This is a genomic window from Sphingobium sp. WTD-1 (genome assembly GCF_030128825.1).
Lineage (GTDB): Bacteria > Pseudomonadota > Alphaproteobacteria > Sphingomonadales > Sphingomonadaceae > Sphingobium.
On sequence record NZ_CP119127.1, the window covers coordinates 4,681,735 to 4,698,520 of the forward strand.

At 66.9% G+C, this 16,786-nt stretch carries 15 protein-coding genes; 6 read left to right on the forward strand and 9 right to left on the reverse strand.

Annotated features, from left to right (window positions below):
* Positions 1–117 precede the first annotated feature (117 nt).
* Genes N6H05_RS23255 through N6H05_RS23265 form a run of 3 tightly spaced genes read right to left on the reverse strand, consistent with a single transcriptional unit; the run spans position 118 to position 2,269 of the window.
* Positions 118–909, reverse strand: coding sequence for a hypothetical protein (locus N6H05_RS23255; RefSeq protein WP_284111864.1), 792 nt, complete (start codon positions 907–909; stop codon positions 118–120).
* The gene (cutA, locus tag N6H05_RS23260; protein ID WP_284111865.1) at positions 906–1,229 is read right to left on the reverse strand and encodes a divalent-cation tolerance protein CutA; all 324 of its coding nucleotides are present in this window, start codon (positions 1,227–1,229) and stop codon (positions 906–908) included. The genes N6H05_RS23255 and cutA overlap by 4 nt, the downstream gene beginning before the upstream one ends.
* The gene (locus tag N6H05_RS23265) at positions 1,226–2,269 is read right to left on the reverse strand and encodes a COX15/CtaA family protein (protein ID WP_284111866.1); all 1,044 of its coding nucleotides are present in this window, start codon (positions 2,267–2,269) and stop codon (positions 1,226–1,228) included. The genes cutA and N6H05_RS23265 overlap by 4 nt, the downstream gene beginning before the upstream one ends.
* 134 nt (positions 2,270–2,403) lie before the next feature.
* On the opposite strand from N6H05_RS23265, the gene N6H05_RS23270 reads away from it, so the two are divergent.
* Entirely contained in the window at positions 2,404–4,446 is a 2,043-nt protein-coding gene (locus N6H05_RS23270) for a hybrid sensor histidine kinase/response regulator (RefSeq protein WP_284111867.1), read from the forward strand.
* A 7-nt stretch (positions 4,447–4,453) separates the two neighbouring features.
* Here the strand turns inward: N6H05_RS23270 and N6H05_RS23275 are convergent, their stop codons facing one another.
* Together N6H05_RS23275 and N6H05_RS23280 are read right to left on the reverse strand one after the other, a co-directional pair.
* Entirely contained in the window at positions 4,454–5,086 is a 633-nt protein-coding gene (locus tag N6H05_RS23275) for a 2-dehydro-3-deoxy-6-phosphogalactonate aldolase (protein ID WP_284111868.1), read from the reverse strand.
* A gap of 3 nt (positions 5,087–5,089) precedes the next feature.
* Entirely contained in the window at positions 5,090–5,992 is a 903-nt protein-coding gene (locus N6H05_RS23280) for a 2-dehydro-3-deoxygalactonokinase (protein WP_284111870.1), read from the reverse strand.
* A gap of 135 nt (positions 5,993–6,127) precedes the next feature.
* On the opposite strand from N6H05_RS23280, the gene N6H05_RS23285 reads away from it, so the two are divergent.
* The 5 genes from N6H05_RS23285 (at position 6,128) to N6H05_RS23305 (ending at position 12,328) form a co-directional block, all read left to right on the forward strand.
* On the forward strand, positions 6,128–7,930 hold the full coding sequence (locus N6H05_RS23285; protein ID WP_284111871.1) for an IlvD/Edd family dehydratase: 1,803 nt from the start codon (positions 6,128–6,130) through the stop codon (positions 7,928–7,930).
* A 154-nt stretch (positions 7,931–8,084) separates the two neighbouring features.
* Positions 8,085–9,662, forward strand: coding sequence for an aldehyde dehydrogenase (NADP(+)) (locus tag N6H05_RS23290; protein ID WP_284111872.1), 1,578 nt, complete (start codon positions 8,085–8,087; stop codon positions 9,660–9,662).
* Positions 9,659–10,639 (forward strand): AraD1 family protein, encoded by a 981-nt coding sequence (gene araD1 / locus N6H05_RS23295; RefSeq protein WP_284111873.1) that lies wholly within the window; start codon positions 9,659–9,661, stop codon positions 10,637–10,639. The genes N6H05_RS23290 and araD1 overlap by 4 nt, the downstream gene beginning before the upstream one ends.
* Entirely contained in the window at positions 10,636–11,559 is a 924-nt protein-coding gene (locus tag N6H05_RS23300; protein WP_284111874.1) for a Gfo/Idh/MocA family protein, read from the forward strand. The genes araD1 and N6H05_RS23300 overlap by 4 nt, the downstream gene beginning before the upstream one ends.
* A 16-nt stretch (positions 11,560–11,575) precedes the next feature.
* Positions 11,576–12,328 carry a FadR/GntR family transcriptional regulator gene (locus tag N6H05_RS23305; protein ID WP_284111875.1) on the forward strand — a complete coding sequence of 251 codons (753 nt, stop codon included), beginning with the start codon at positions 11,576–11,578 and terminating at the stop codon, positions 12,326–12,328.
* On the opposite strand, the gene qhpE is transcribed toward N6H05_RS23305, so the two are convergent.
* Genes qhpE through N6H05_RS23325 form a run of 4 tightly spaced genes read right to left on the reverse strand, consistent with a single transcriptional unit; the run spans position 12,329 to position 16,782 of the window.
* On the reverse strand, positions 12,329–12,991 hold the full coding sequence (gene qhpE, locus N6H05_RS23310; protein ID WP_284111877.1) for a subtilisin-like serine protease QhpE: 663 nt from the start codon (positions 12,989–12,991) through the stop codon (positions 12,329–12,331).
* Entirely contained in the window at positions 12,984–14,678 is a 1,695-nt protein-coding gene (locus tag N6H05_RS23315) for an ABC transporter ATP-binding protein (protein ID WP_284111878.1), read from the reverse strand. Before N6H05_RS23315 ends, qhpE begins: the two co-directional genes overlap by 8 nt.
* A complete protein-coding gene (locus N6H05_RS23320; RefSeq protein ID WP_284111879.1) occupies positions 14,675–15,694 on the reverse strand; it encodes a hypothetical protein in 1,020 nt (339 codons plus the stop codon). Before N6H05_RS23320 ends, N6H05_RS23315 begins: the two co-directional genes overlap by 4 nt.
* Complete coding sequence (locus N6H05_RS23325; RefSeq protein WP_284111880.1) at positions 15,691–16,782, reverse strand: YncE family protein; 1,092 nt, start codon at positions 16,780–16,782, stop codon at positions 15,691–15,693. The genes N6H05_RS23320 and N6H05_RS23325 overlap by 4 nt, the downstream gene beginning before the upstream one ends.
* Between the last annotated feature and the right edge of the window lie 4 nt (positions 16,783–16,786).

The window sequence follows — 16,786 nt, forward strand, 5'->3', positions numbered from 1 at the left end:
CAAGAATGAACAGTGAACCAGCCACCCGAGGGTCGCTGGAAGATGGGCGCTAATGACGTTTGGGGGCCGACAAGTCAAGAGATTCGGCGGCTTTCACGACGGGTAAAATAATACCACTCACTTGCCGGCGACGGTCAGGCTCCGCTTTTCGGTCAGCATCTGGGCGCCCAGCGTCAGCGTGCGTTCCTGCGCATCGACCAGCCCCGTCTGCGCCGACACCATATAATGCATCGCGACATGGGCGCCCTCCCCCTGCAGATCCTCCTGCAAGGTCAGGCGGTTGCCGTCATGTGCGGCAACGACAGACTCGCCCTCCACCGCGACGGCGCGGCCCAGTGGCGGGCCCGCCAAGGTGCGCACGCCACGCGGCTTTACATCGTCAACTTCGCTGTCAACGAACAGCAGCAACGGCTGCACCTCACCCGACAGCAGGGCCAGCCGTCCCTCGGGCGTGAGACCATCCAGCAGGGCCAGGACATTCTTCGCCGTGCGCTGCCCCGCACTGCCCTCCGGCGCCTTGGCGACCATGGCATTGAGCGCCTTTTCCATCGTCGCCCGAACATCATCGACATTGTCGAGGCCGACAATCTTGCCATGGGTATCGAGGCGGAAGCGATGCTCCACCCCGATCAGCGGCGACAGGGCGGCACGATAGGCATCGCCCCCCGCACCGGGCGCATCGCTGTCCAGACTGCGCAGCGTGACATGCAGAATATAACCATCCCCTGCCTTTTCGAAACGCAATATCCGGTCGGCCCGGAACAGGCTGTCGCGCCCGTCGACCGGGCGATGCTGGTCGATGCGATAAAGTAGATCCTGCCCGGTCGGCGGCGCGAAGCCGATCGCGACCGGGGCGGCCAGCGCCGGTGAGGCGAGCGCCAGCGACAGGAAGGCAATCACCCGCTTCATGCCAGTTGCTCCGCGACCCAGGCGGCAAAAGGCGGATGGGCGGCATCGACCGGCAGCGCCAGGATCGCCGGCACATCATAATCGTGCAACTGCGCGATCCGCGCCATCAGCGCGTCGCGCCGGTCGGCGTTGGCCTTGAATAGCACCGGGACTTCGGCGCCTTCCTCCACCTTGCCCTGCCATTCATAGATGGAGGTGCAGGGACCAAGGATATTGGCGCAGGCGACCAGCCTCTCTTCGACCAGCGTGCGGGCGACGGCACGCGCCTGCTCGGCCGATCCGAACAGGCTGTAGACCAGCGCCACTCGCTCCCCGCTCATGCCCGGTGCGATCCCACGGCATGGGCGCCCCAGGCAGCCGAGGCCACCACCAGCGCGCCGACCGCCTGGTGCAGCACGGCCAGCGGCAGGGCGATGCCGCTGATGACGGTGGCGATGCCCAGCAGCACCTGTGTGCCGACCGCCGCATTGATCGCGATCGACGCGCCGCGATGGCCCGCCGCCTTGGCCTTGCGCGCCAGCAGGATCAGCATCGCCGCCGCAACCCAAGCCCACCAGCGGTGGATGAAATGGACCAGATAGGGATCGCTGGAGACGGTCGCCCAGAGCGAGCCGAGCCATTGGATGCCTTCGGGTACCAGATGGTCGTTCATCAGCGGCCAGGTGCTGGAGACATAGCCGGCATCGAGGCCCGCCGTGAACGCGCCGAACATGAGCTGGACCAGCAGCACCAGCAGGGTCGCCAATGCAAAGGGCTGCAACGCGGCGGGCCGGGCATAGGGGTTGCGCACCAGCGCCAGCAGGTCGAGCGCGGTCCAGATCAACCCGCCGATGATGAAGAGCGCGGTCAGCAGATGCACCGCCAGCCGATAATGGCTGACATCGGTGCGCACCGACAGGCCCGACTTCACCATCCACCAGCCGATCGCGCCCTGAAGCCCGCCCAGCGCCAGCAGCGCAACCAGGCGCCAGCCATAGCCGGCCGGGATCGCCCGCCGCGCCGCGAACCAGATCAACGGCAGGGCAAATGCGACGCCGATCAGGCGACCGAGCAGCCGGTGCAACCATTCCCAGAAGAAGATGAACTGGAAGGCGGCCAGGCTCATGCCCTTGTTGATCTCCTTATATTCGGGGATCTGCTGATAATCGCGGAACGCCTCCATCCACTGGTCGTGGGTCAAGGGCGGGATCGCGCCGGTGATCGGCTTCCACTGGGTGATGGACAGGCCGGATTCGGTGAGGCGCGTGATGCCGCCGACCACCACCATGCAGAAGACCAGCGCCGCCACGATGAGCAGCCAGCGGGCAATGGCAACGGGACGCGGAGCCGCGCTGAACGCGGTCGGGGAAGAACGTGTCATGCCCGGTCCATGCGCCCATGGCGAAAGCTCCGCAAGAGGGGCGGACATGGACAAATGGTCATGGGGACGCCATCGCGACGGGATACAAATGCGTCCACGGGCGTCTCCCACCAACGCATTGCAACGACAGGGTTATGATGAGCCAGCAGAGGGACATTGCCGACATGATCGCCGAACAGGGGCCGATGGGCGCCCTGACCGCGACGATCGACGCGTCCTCGCCGCTGGGGCCGGCGTCGGACTGGTCGCCATCGCTCGTCTCGACAGTGCGGCTGATGCTGTCGTCGCGCGCGGAGATCGTGCTGTTCTGGGGGCCGGATTATTGCGCCCTCTATAATGAAGCCTATGCCCCCACGATCGGCGACAAGCATCCCCGCGTGCTTGGCCGCCCGGCCCGCGAAGGCTGGGCCGAGCTGTGGGATGATCTTGGCCCGCTGCTGCAATCGGTCCGGGACACGGGCGAAACCTTCCATGCCAAGGACCGCCCCTTCTATATCGAGCGCGACGGCGGCCGGGGCGAGGAGGTCTTTTTCGACATTTCCTATTCGCCGGTGTTCGAACTGGATGGGTCGATCGGCGGCGTGCTGTGCATCGTCAGCGAAACCACCGTCCGCGTGCTGGCCGAGCGCGAGGCGCGGGCCGACCGCAACCGCCTCTGGGCGCTGGCGCGCGACCCCTTCCTGATCGCCGACAGCAATGGCATCTGGCTGTCCGCCAGCCCTGCCTGGACCGAAATATTGGGCTGGTCGCAGGAGGAACTGATCGGCCGCACATCGGAATGGATGGAGCATCCCGACGATGTGAAGCGGACGCGCGGCGAGGTGCAGGATCTGGCCGACGGCCATCCGACCATGCGGTTCGAAAACCGGTTCCGCACCAAGCGGGGCGATTATCGCATCTTTAGCTGGACGGCCGTGCCCGAGGGTGACCTCATCTATTGCGTCGCCCGCGACGTGACCCGGCATCGCACCGATGCCCAGACCCTGGCTGAAACCGAAGCCGCGCTGCGCCAGGCGCAGAAGATGGAGACGCTGGGCCAACTCACCGGCGGCGTCGCGCATGACTTCAACAATCTGCTGCAGATCGTCACCGGCAATCTGGACCTGCTGCAACGCGCTCTGCCCGACGACCAGCCGCGCCTGCGCCGCGCGGCTGACAATGCCATGGCCGGGGCCGAACGGGCGGCGATACTGACCCAGCGGCTGCTCGCCTTTTCCCGTCGCCAGCCCCTGGCCCCCGACCGGGTCGACCCCAACAGGCTGATCGCCGGCATGTCGGACCTGCTTCATCGGACGCTGGGCGAGATGATCGAGGTGGAAACGGTGCAGAGCCCGCGGGTCTGGCCGGTCGAGATCGACGTCAACCAGATGGAAAATGCGCTGCTCAACCTCGCGGTCAATGCGCGCGACGCGATGCCGCAGGGCGGCAAGCTGACGATCGAGGTCGCCAACACCCATCTCGACAGCCATTATGCCGCGACGGAGCAGGAAATCACGCCCGGCCAATATGTGCTGATCTGCGTGTCGGACACCGGCATGGGCATGGATGCCGACACGCTGTCCCACGCGATCGAACCCTTCTTCACCACCAAGGAGGTGGGACGCGGCACCGGCCTTGGCCTGTCGATGGTCTATGGCTTCGTCAAGCAGTCGGGCGGCCATGTCCGGGTCTATTCGGAGGCCGGCCATGGCACGACGGTGAAAATCTACCTGCCGCGCTATCATGGCCTGCTGCCCGTTCCTGCCGAGGAGATCGTGCAGGCCCCGCCCCCGCCCTGTCCGCAGGCCGGGCAGGAGGTCATCCTGGTGTGCGAGGATGACGAGAATGTCCGCGCCTATTCGGTCGAAGTGCTGCGCGACCTGGGCTATCGCGTGATCGAAGCGGGCGATGGCCCGACCGCCCTCGCGGCGCTGGATGCCGCGGCCGAGCCGATCGACCTGCTGTTCACCGACGTGGTGCTGCCCGGTGGCATGACCGGGGCCGACATTGCCCGCGCCGCCAAGGCGAAGCAGCCGGGCCTGCGCGTGCTGTTCACCACCGGCTATGCCCGCAACGCGATCATCCATCATGGCCGGCTCGATCCGGGGGTCGAACTGCTGACCAAGCCCTTCACCTACAGGGCGCTGGGCGAGAAGATCCGCGACATGCTGGACCGGGTGGAAAGCCCGGTCCAGTAGGAAGCGCTCAGCCCTTCGCGCGCTGCCAGGCGGCGACCAGATCGACCGCGCGTTCGCGCACGGTGAGCGCATCGTCGCCCGGACGATAGAGCGCGCCGCCCACGCCGATCCCCTCGCAGCCACCGGCGAGCCAGTCACCGATCGTGTCCGCGCCGGTGCCGCCCACGGCCCAGACGCCGACATGCTTGGGCAGCACATCCTTGACCGCCTTGACATAGGCCGGGCCAAGTTGGGCGGCGGGGAACAGCTTCACCCGGCGTGCGCCGGCTTCCACCGCGCGGAACGCCTCGCTCGGCGTCATGAAGCCGGGCAGCAGTTCAAGACCGAGTTCGGCGCCGCGTGCGATCACGTCGGGCACCGTGTTGGGCGTCACCATGATGCGGCCGGCCGCACCTGCCAGCGCTTCAACCGCCTGGATCGTCAGCACCGTGCCGCCACCGATCAGCGCGCGGTCGCCAAACGCATTCTGCATTGCGGCGATACTGACCAGGGGATCGGGCGAATTGAACGGCACCTCGATCACGCGGATACCGGCTTCCACCAGGGCGGCGGCGATATCGAGCGCCTCTTCGGGCTTCACGCCACGCAGAATGGCGGCGATCGGCGGCGCGCCGTCGGCCAGCAGGTCGTCGAGGATCATGGGTCAGTTCTCCAGAAAGCCAAGGCCAGCCCGCGCACAGGCGTCGCCGTCCAGCGATTGCGAAGCGATGCCCTGCGCATCGAGGGCACGGGCATAGCGATCCGAAAGCCGCGCGTCACCAATCAAGACGACGCCGGTGTCGCCGGCCAGCGCGGCGCGCGCCTCGGCTATCTCGCAGCCGATGACGAGGCCCGACAGATAGCCCAGCGCCCAGTCGGCCGAGCGCCCGGCACGCAGCCGCATCGCCCGCGCCGCGAACAGCGAGGCAAGCAGCCGGCCCGCGCCGGCCCGCGCCAGCCCCTCGGCAAAACCGGCCGCTTCTTCCGCCGGATCGGCGTCAGCGGCAGCGATATTGGGACTGAGCGTCGAGCGATCGCGCAGCAGCGCGAACAGTTCGCCGGTCGGCACGGTGCGGAAGCGGATCACCCGGCCATCCTCCACCAGCGTCCATTTGCTGTGGGTGCCGGGCAGCACGATCAGATGGCGGCCGGTGGCGAGCCGGGGATCGAGCGCCATCGCGCCGAAAATCTGCGCCTCCTCGCCGCGCATCACATCGGCAATGCCGTCGGCGTCGGTGCAGGCCAGGCCCGCCATGATCGCCAGCGGCGCGCCGCGCCAATCGAAGCGCACGGCAACCTCTGCCCAGCTATCGGCATCGGCGGGACAATCGGCATAGGGCGCCTCGACCCAGCCGTCGCGCGCGCCGACCATGCCGCACAGGCGGATCGATGTCGGCAGGCCATCCTCCAGCCAGGGAGCGATCGTCTCGGCAAAGGCGGCTTCCGCCTCGCGGCCGACCACGCCGATGCCCGGCCCGTCGCGGCGCGCCACGATCCGCCCCGCTTCCACCCGGAACAGTCGCAGATTGCTGGTGCCCCAGTCACCGATCACTGCATATTCGCTCATCGATGACCCGTCCGATTTTTCGCGTTCAACCGCACTTTCCTTCTCTTTGCATCCTTGAAAAGTTATTTGTCTGAGTATATCGGAGAGACAAGCGCGTCAACGTGCCAAGCCTTTTCAAAGTGTCAGGATGCCCACATGAGCGATTCGTCCAAGCCTACTCCCAAGCTGCGTAGCCGCGCCTGGTTCGACAACCCAGACAATATCGACATGACCTCGCTCTATCTGGAGCGCTACCTGAACTTCGGCCTCAGCCTTGAGGAACTGCGCAGCGGCAAGCCGATCATCGGCATCGCCCAGACCGGCAGCGACCTGTCGCCCTGCAACCGCCATCACCTCGTGCTCGCCGAGCGCATGCGCGAAGGCATTCGCGAAATGGGCGGCATCGCCCTCGAATTTCCGGTCCATCCGATCCAGGAAACCGGCAAGCGCCCGACCGCCGGCCTTGACCGCAACCTCGCCTATCTGGGCCTGGTCGAAGCCATGTACGGCTATCCGCTCGACGGCGTGATCCTGACCAGCGGCTGTGACAAAACCACCCCGGCGCTGCTGATGGCCGCCGCCACCGTCAACATCCCGGCGATCGCTTTGTCGGTCGGCCCGATGCTCAACGGCTGGCACAAGGGCGAGCGTACCGGTTCGGGTACGATCGTCTGGCATGGCCGCCAGCTGCTGGCCGCCGGCAAGATCGACGATGAAGGCTTCATCAAGCTGGTGGCGTCGTCGGCGCCGTCGACCGGCTTCTGCAACACTATGGGCACCGCCAGCACCATGAATGCGCTCGCCGAAGCGCTGGGCATGATGCTGCCGGGCAGCGCGGCGATCCCCGCCCCCTATCGCGACCGTCAGGAAGCCGCCTATCGCACCGGCAAGCGCATCGTCGAAATGGTGCATGAAGATCTCAAGCCCTCCGACATCATGACGCTCGACGCCTTCCACAACGCCATCGTCGCCAACTCGGCAATCGGCGGTTCGACCAACGCGCCGATCCACCTGGCCGCCATCGCCCGCCACATGGGCGTCGACCTGCCGCTCAAGGATTGGGAAACCGTCGGTCACAAGGTGCCGCTGCTGGTCAACATGCAGCCGGCCGGCGAATATCTGGGCGAGGATTATTACCGCGCCGGCGGCCTGCCCGCCGTCATCAGCCAGCTGATCGACCAGGGCCTGATCAAGGAAGGCGCAATGACCGTCAATGGCAAGACCATGGGCGAGAATTGCAAGGGCGTGGAGATCGAGGATGAAAAGGTCATCCGTCCGTTCGGCCAGCCGCTCAAGCAGGAAGCCGGCTTCCTGGTGCTGACCGGCAACCTGTTCGACGAAGCGGTCATGAAGACCAGCGTCATCAGCGAAGAATTCCGCATGCGCTATCTGTCGAACCCCGACGATCCCGAAGCCTTTGAAGGCCCGGCGGTCGTGTTCGATGGTCCGGAAGATTATCACCACCGCATCGACGATCCGTCGGTCGGCATCACCGCCGACACGCTGCTGTTCATGCGTGGCGCCGGCCCGATCGGCTATCCGGGCGCGGCCGAGGTCGTGAACATGCGTCCGCCTGCCTATCTGATCACCGAAGGCGTGTCGGCCCTGCCCTGCATCGGCGATGGCCGTCAGTCGGGCACCTCGGGCAGCCCGTCGATCCTCAACGCCTCGCCCGAAGCGGCGGCGATGGGGGGCCTCGCGCTGCTGGAAACCGGCGACCGCGTCCGCATGGACCTGAAGAAGGGCGTGGTGAACGTGCTGATTTCCGACGAGGAACTGGAAGCCCGCCGCGCCAAGCTGATCGCCGAAGGTGGTTACAAATATCCCGCCTCGCAGACCCCCTGGCAGGAAATCCAGCGGTCTGTCGTCGGCCAGATGAACACCGGCGCAATCCTGGAAGGCGCGGAGAAATATCAGCGCATCGCCCAGACCAAGGGCCTGCCGCGCGACAACCATTAATCATCAGAGCCGTCAACGGCGCGTCATTCAAAGGAGGCAACAGGACGTAATTTCCCTGCAGCGATGCTCGAAATTGCGTCCCCTCGTCCCCATCTGACAGACGCGCCGTTCCGGCAAATATTACCCCCTTTCCACGACATTTCGGGAGATATCCATGTTCAACGGAGCCATTCTGGTCGGTGCTGCCGAGCGCACCGGTGGTGAGCCCTTCTTCGCGGTCGATCCGTCGACCGGCGCCAAGGGCGACGTCGCCTTCCACAACGCCTCGACCGCCGATGTCGCCGATGCCTGCGCGCTGGCCGACAGCGCGTTCGAGGGCTTCTCGACCCTGTCTCCCGAAACCCGCGCTTCCTTCCTGGAAGCCGTGGCCGACCAGATCATGGAAATCGGCGATCTGCTGATCACCACCGCCATGAGCGAAACCGGCCTGCCGCGTGGCCGCCTGGAGGGCGAGCGTGGCCGCACCGTCGGCCAGCTGCGCCTGTTCGCTTCCTATGTCCGCCAGGGCGACTGGCTCGACGTCACCATCGACAAGGCGCTGCCGGAACGCACCCCGCTGCCCCGCAGCGACCTGCGCCGCGTCAACCATGCCGTCGGCCCGGTCGCCGTGTTCGGCGCGTCCAACTTCCCGCTCGCCTTCTCGGTCGCGGGCGGTGACACCGCATCGGCCTTCGCCGCCGGCTGCCCGGTCGTCGTGAAGGGACACCCGGCCCACCCCGGCACCGGCGAACTGGTCGCCCGCGCCATTGCCGCCGCGGTCAAGGCCAGCGGCCTGCATGAAGGCGTCTTCTCCTACCTGCCCGGCACCACCAACGACCTGGGCGGCGCGCTGGTCGCCGATCCCCGCATCAAGGCGGTCGGCTTCACCGGTTCGCGCGGCGGCGGCATTGCGCTGATGAAGATCGCCGCCAACCGCGCAGAGCCGATCCCGGTCTATTCGGAAATGTCGTCGATCAACCCGGTCGTGCTGCTGCCGGGCGCGCTCGCGGCCCGCGCCGAAGCGCTGGGCACCGCCTTCGTCGGTTCGCTCAGCCTGTTCGCTGGCCAGTTCTGCACCAACCCCGGCATGGTGATCGCGCTCGACAGCCCCGATCTCGACCGCTTCGTCGCCTCGGCGGCGACGGCCCTGTCGGCCAACCAGCCCCATGTCATGCTGACGCCGGGCATCCACGCCGCCTATGAGAAGGGCGTCGAGGCGCTGGCCGGTGCGGAAGGCGTCACCACCGTGGCGCGCGGCGCTGAGGCCGAAGGCGTGAACCTGGCCCAGTCGGCCCTGTTCGCCACCAGCGGCGAGCAGTTCCGCGCCAACCCGGCGCTGTCGCATGAAGTGTTCGGTTCCTCGTCGATCCTGGTGAAGTGCGCCACGATCGAGGAAGTGATCGCCACCATCGCCCAGATGGAAGGTCAGCTGACCGCCACGCTGCAGATGGACGAAAGCGACACCGACAATGCCGCCAAGCTGCTGCCGACGCTGTCGCGCAAGGTCGGCCGCGTGCTCGCCAATGGCTGGCCGACCGGCGTCGAAGTGACCCATGCCATGGTCCATGGCGGTCCCTTCCCGTCGACCTCGGACGGCCGCACCACCTCGGTCGGCACGCTGGCGATGATGCGCTTCCTGCGTCCGGTCTGCTATCAGGACGTCGTCGACGCCGTGCTGCCGCCGGCGCTGCAGGCGGCCAACCCCTGGAAGCTCAACCGCCGCATGGAAGGCAAGCTGGAGCTGGCGCAGTGACCGTCATTTCGCTGGTTCAGTTCAACGAGGGTGGCGCGCGCGGCGTCGCTGCCCTCGACCAGACCGGCGCGGCGAAGCGGGTGACGGGCGCAAGCTCCACCCGCCAGCTGGCGCTGGACGCGATCGCGGCGGGCCAGGGCCTGGCTGCCTTTGCGGCAGGCAAGCTGGGCGACGCGGTGGACCTGTCCACCGTCACCCTGCTGTCGCCGATCGACCATGAGGATGCCGCGCATCTGCTGGTCGCCGGCACCGGGCTGACCCATCTCGGCTCGGCCGAAGGCCGCGACAAGATGCACAAGGCCGCCGCCTCGGGCGACCTGACCGATAGCATGCGCATGTTCCTGATGGGCGTCGAGGGCGGCAAGCCCGCCGATGACGGCATCGGCGCGCAGCCCGAATGGTTCTACAAGGGCGACGGCCAGATCCTGGTCGATCCGGGCCAGGACTTCACCATGCCGGCCTTTGCCGAGGATGGTGGCGAGGAACCCGAAGTCGCCGGCATCTACCTGATCGACGCCGACGGCACGCCGGTGCGTCTGGGCTTTGCGATCGGCAATGAATTTTCCGATCACATCACCGAACGCGGCAATTATCTGTGGCTCGCCCACTCCAAGCTGCGCCAGGCATCGCTCGGCCCGGAACTGCTGCTGGGCGACCTGCCGCAGGATCTGCGCGGCACCAGCCGCATCGTCCGCAATGGCGAGACGGTGTGGGAAAAGCCGTTCCTGTCGGGTGAGACCAACATGTCGCACACGATCGCGAACCTGGAACATCATCATTTCAAATATGGTCTGTTCCGCCGCCCCGGCGACATTCATGTCCATTTCTTCGGCACCGCCACCCTCTCCTTCTCCGATGGCTTCGCTACCCAGGAAGGCGATGTGTTCGAAGTCGAGGCCAAGCCCTTCACCCTGCCGGTCCGCAATGGACTCACGCGCGCAGCGGACGAGGGCAAGACCAAGGTAAAGGCGCTATGAGCATCAAGGCCGGCCTCGTAGGCCTGGGCAAGATTGCCCGCGACCAGCATCTGCCCGCGATCGCCAAGATCGAAGGCATCGACCTGGTCGCCGTCGCCAGCCGCAACGCGCAGGGTGAAGGGGTGAACAATTATCCCGATCTCGGCGCGATGCTGGCGGGCGAGCCCGACATGGACGCCGTCATCCTGTGCCAGCCGCCGCAGGTCCGCTATCAGGCGGCCCGTCAGGCGATCCTGGCCGGCAAGCATGTCTTCCTGGAAAAGCCGCCCGGCGCGACCGTGTCGGAAGTCGACGCGCTGATCGCGCTGGCCAAGGCCAATGGCGTCACCCTCTATGCCAGCTGGCACAGCCGCTATGCTGCCGCCGTCGCCCAGGCCAAGGACTGGATGGCGTCGCGCACGGTCGAGCGCATCTCGATCCAGTGGCGCGAAGATGTCCGTCACTGGCATCCGGGCCAGCCCTGGATCTGGGAAGCGGGCGGTTTCGGCGTGTTCGATCCGGGCATCAACGCCCTGTCGATCCTGACCGAAATCGTTGCCGAGCCGATCACCCTGCTGTCGGCCGAACTGGAAGTGCCGTCCAACAAGCAGGCGCCGATCGGCGCGACGCTGGCAATGGCGACCGCTTCGGGCGCAAAGATCGACACCGTGTTCGACTGGCGCCAGACCGGTCCCCAGACCTGGGACATTGTGGTCGAAACCAGCAAGGGCAAGCTGCTCCTGTCCGAAGGCGGCAACACGCTGACCCTGGACGGCGAAGTCCAGTTGAAGGCGCCGGACGAGGAATATCCGACCATGTATCGGCGCTTCGTCGGGCTGGTGGCGGACAAGGCGATCGACGCCGACACCGCGCCGCTGCGCCTGGTGGCCGATGCCTTCCTTTGTGGCCGGCATTGCCCTACGGCTGATTTTGAGGACTAAATTCAACGGAGGTAGAATGGGGAGCGAGCGCAAGGACGGACCGGAACGCAAGTTCGCGTCGGACGAAGGCTCGCTCCGCATTCATCAGGCGATCGCCCGCGACATGGGCACCGCCATCCTGACCGGCAGGCACAAGCCCGGCGACCTGTTCGAGGGCGAGATCGAGGCGTCGGAACGCCTCGGCGTATCGCGCACCGCCTATCGCGAGGCGATCCGCATCCTGATCGCCAAGGGCATGCTGGAAAGCCGCCCCAAGGCCGGCACCCGCGTCCTGCCGCGCGCGCGCTGGAACGTGCTTGATCCCGAAATGCTCGCCTGGATGTTCGCCGGCGAACCCGACCGCGCCTTCATCCGCGACCTGTTCGAGCTGCGCGGCGTGATCGAGCCGGCGGCGGCCGAATTTGCCGCGCGCCGCCGCACCGACGATCAACTGGCGATCATGGACGCGGCGCTCGCCGAGATGGAACGCTATGGCCTGTCCACGCCGGAGGGACGCGCCGCCGACCAGCGTTTCCACAATGCCATCCTGGCCGCGACCCATAATGACGCGCTGGAGGCACTGGCCAGCTCGGTCGGCGCCGCGGTCAGCTGGACCACCACCTTCAAGCATCGCAAGAAGCTGTTGCCGCGCGATCCCCTGCCCGATCATCAGGCGGTGCATCGCGCCATCGCCTCACGCGACACGGCGGCCGCGCGCAACGCCATGGCCGAACTGCTGCGCCTGGCCTTTGCCGACATGGATATTGCGCTCAGCGAACCGGGCGCCTGATCAACCTACCTGTGCGCGGGCGCCGGCCGGCATCCAGAGAGCCAGCCCCGCCCGCCCCTGCCGCGCGATCAGGCCGGTCATGTTGGCGACAGCGAAACTGACACCATGGAGGTTGCGGCGCTGGGGCACGCCGGGGATCGGCCGGGGATGACCGGAGGCAAAGGCCAGCCCCGCCCGCAGCCGAAAATCGTCGCGCGGACAATCCCAGTCGAGGCTGACGCCCAGCACCATATCCAGACTGCCGGGATAGCAGGGCGTGCCGTCATTATCGCGTGCCGCCACGATCAGGATGCCGGCCGCCAGCGCACGATCCGCCGCTGCCGCGAACGCCTCGCCATGGGCCGGATTGATCGTGCCGAGGCTGAGGTTGATGAGGTCCACCCGTGCCGCCACCGCGCGGTCGATCGCCGTGACCAGCGCCCGCGCCGTGGTGCTGAGCGCATCATGAAACACCCGGATCGGCAGGCAGAGCGCATCGGGCGCCTGATCCTGGATCGCGGCGGTCACGGCGGTGCCATGGCCAAGCAGGTCGCCTGTGTCAGCTTCGCTGTCACCCCCATCCCTGGCGATGGCAAAGCCGGGCAATAGCCGGGTGGCATCGATATGGGGATGATCGGGATGGACGCCGCTGTCGATCACGGCGATGCGCAACGGATCAGGCATGAACCAGCTCGGACTGCTGCACCATATGCGCCTGCCCGTCGGTGACCGTCACGATCCGGTCGGCGATCCGCGCCAGCGCCGGCTTATGGGTGATGAGGATGATGGTCGCATCGGGCAGCGCACCGCGCAGGCGCTGCGCCACCAGCGCCTCGGTCTCGCCATCCAGCGCAGATGTCGGCTCGTCCAGGATCAACACCGATGGCCGGCGCAGCAGCGCGCGGGCGATGACGATACGCTGCCGCTCGCCCGCCGACAGCGCCAGCCCTCGCTCGCCCGTGCGGGTGTCCAGCCCCTCGGGCAGGCGCGCCAGGAACGCATCCAGCCCGGCGGCATGGGCGGCGGCCTCGATATCCGCGGTCCGCACATCCGGCAGGGCAAAGCCGATATTGGCGGCGATACTGTCGTTGAACAGCCAGGGCGACTGGTCGACCAGCATCACCTCGCGCCGCAGATCGTCGAGCCGCAGATCGCGCAGATCATGGCCGTCGAGCAGGATGCGCCCGTCGGTCGGATCGGCATGGCGCACCATCAGGTCGGCCATGGTCGACTTGCCGACGCCGCTCGGCCCCAGGATCGCGCAGATGCTGCCGGCGGGGATGGCCAGGTCCATGTCGCGCAGCACCGGATCGCGATCATAGCGCATCGCCACCTGTTCGAAGCGGATGTCGCCGCGCACCCGGCCGATCGGCACGGCATCGGCGCGCTCCTCGACATCGGGCCGGGTGCCGAACAGTTCGAAGATGCGGCCCAGCGACACCCGCGCCGATGCCAGCCCCGACGTCAGCCCCATCAGCGTCTGGATCGGCGACAGCAGCCGCATATGATAGGTCATGAAGGCGACGAGCGTGCCGATGCTCATGTCGCCCTCGATGATCCGCCAGCCACCATAGAGGATGACGGCGGAGGTCGCCCCGGTCATCAGCGTGCCCGGCAACGCCCCGGTCATGTAGGAGGCGAGCTGCATCCGCAGCATCGCGCTGACAAAGGCGTCATTCTTCGCCTTGAAGCGCCCAACCTCATGCTCGCCCGCCCGCAACGCGGTGACGACCCGCATGCCCATCACCGTATCGACCAGCAGGCTGCCCAGATCCGCGCCCCGCTCGCGCATGTCGCGGGTCAGCGCGGTCAGCCGGCGCTGATAATAGGTAAAGGCGGCAAGGCTGGCGGGCACCAGCAGCACACCGACCAGGAACAGCCGCCAGTCAAGCCAGAGCATCATCGCGACGCAGCCGATGAAGAAGAGCAGGTTGCTGACCACCGAGAGCAAGCTGTCGGACGCGATCCGCTGCACGTCGCTTACATCGCTGTTCATCCGCGAAACGAGATCGCCCAGCCGGAAGCTGGCATAGAAGCGCGGCGAGAGCGTCTGGAGATGGCGCAACAGCGCGGCGCGCATGTCATAGAGCATCGCCGCCGACAGCCGGACATAGCGATAGCTTGCGAGGATATTGACGCCAAAGCCGAGTATCGTGACCGTAATCATGATCCCGGCAACCCGCCACAGCGCGCTCATGTCCCGCCGCAGCAGCGCCTGGTCGATCATCAGCTTGGACAGATAGGGCTGCGCCAGTCCCAGCGCGGTCGACAGGATGCTGATCGCCAGCACCAGCAACAGCCCGCGCCGATAGGGGCGGATATAGGGGAGCAGCCGGCGATAGCTCCCCCAGCCGGCAACAGGCGCGCTCATGCCGCCACCCGCCGTGGCACCAGCCGCAGGCCATGCAGCGCATATTGCGGCTCGGGCAGCTTAGCCAGCAGCCCGGTACACCAGCGATGCCCCTGCATCAGCGCCTCATGCTGGGTGCGCCACCAGTCGCCCCGGCCGCCATCGGCATAAAATTGGGCGCAGAGCAGCAGGTGCCGGCGCATCGCCGCGATCAGCATCGCCTGGTAATGGCCGAGCAGCGCGGCCCGATCGCCGCCTTGCGCGATGCCGGTCAGCACCGCGCTCGCCAATATCGCCTCGCGCACCGACTGGGCGGTGCCGTCGCCGCAGATCGGATCGAAGCCGATAGCCGACGTGCCGCAGGCCAGCCAGTCGTCGCCCACCAGCGGCAGATGCAGCCGCGGCGCGGCGAGAAAGAGGCGCGACGATCCCCCGATCGGATCGACAACCGGCGCGATCAGCCGACTCTGTGCCAGCAGCGCGTCGATTTCGCCACCGACGCCCAGCAGCCAGCCCTCGCCCCCGTTCGCCGGCACCAGGAACAGCCAGCCGCTCTCGACCGCCTCGACCCGCCCTTCCTCGCGGCAGGCAGGGTCGCGCAGCCGCGCACGGGCGGCGACGGCATGGCGCTCGCCAAAAACATGCAGCTCGCCCATCGGCAGCGGCGGCGCGGCATGGATGGTGAAATGGGGCGCGGCCATTGGCGCCCCATCGGGCACGGCCAGCGCCGCCTGCACCATTGTTTCCGACGCCAGCACCGCCTCATGCGGCACCATCACCGGCGCCCCGCCCCAGGCCACCAGCCGGCGACGCACGCGTGGCGCGTCGGCGAACAGGTCCGGCCGGGCGAACAGGTCGCGCATCAGTGCCAGCGCCGCCTCGCTCAGCAACAGGCTGGGCACCGGTGGGCGATGGACGAGCTCCTGTCCGACGCGGAGCCCCGCCCCTTTCAGCAGATGCGCGCAGGCATTGGCGGCCATCCCGCTGCCCCGGATGGCCACGGCCATCGGAGTGTCGGGACAGCCGGCACGGGTCACGGCACCGCCACCATGCCGGCTCCGGTCGCGTCATTGCCCAGATCCCAGGTGGCTTCGAGTTTCAGCGTCTTGGCGTCATAGACTTCGATGTCGAAGCTGGCGCCGTAGATATAGAGCTTCGCCCCATCCATCGACATGCCGAAGCGGAAGCGCGAGCGGCAGGGGAATTCCGCCTTGTCGACCACCGCGTTGGTGGAAAGGTCCATGTGCCAGAACTCGCACCGCTTCGACCCCAGCGTGCCGTTGGTCACCACCGTATAGGCCTGCTTGCCATCGGGCGTGATTTCCAGGCCCGCCATGGCGGCCGGCGCCGGGCCGATCGGGGTGAAGTCGAACTGGCGGCTGTTGAGGTCGAACCGGGCGAGGCCGAACATCTTGCTGTGGATATAGGGGTCGGCCGCGTTGAACAGCGAGACATATTGGCCGGGCGTCCGCAGCGTTTCGAGCGATCCGCCAAAGCCGACATTCTCCAGCCCCGTGCCTTCGGGCCGGGCCAGGTCGATGCGGTCGGTGGCCTTCAGCGTCGCGGTGTCGATGACGATCACCTTCTCGCCAAAGGCGTAGAGATATTTGCCGTCGCTCGAGACCTTGAAAGCGACGCGAAAGCCGCCGATCGCCTTTTCATCCTCCTTCTCGATCTCGGCGGTGCGCACCAGTTTGCCGAGCTTCAGGTCAATGACGCCATAGAGCGGCTTGCTGACCTTGTAGCGGTCCATTTCCTTGTCGATCCTGGTGATGATCGTGTAGAAATAGCGGCCCGCAGGGTCCGCCACGCCGCCATAGAAGCGCACTCGGTTGGGGCCGTCATTCAGGCTGAACTTGCTCACCACCTGCCGGCTCGCGGCGTCGATCACCTCGATCCCGCTGGTGGTGATGGTCGACACATAGATGCGCTTGCCATCGTCCGACAGGCTCATGGCGGTCGGCAGGCCGGTATCCAGCTTGATCTTCTGCGTCACCGCGCCCTTGCCCTCGTCAAAGACCAGCAGGACGTCGGGATAGGCGCCCATGAACAGGGTCGCCGCGTGGGTGGGGATGGTCGCCAGCGCGGCGAGGCCCGCCGCCAGGACAAAGCGGATTTTCTGCATCGCG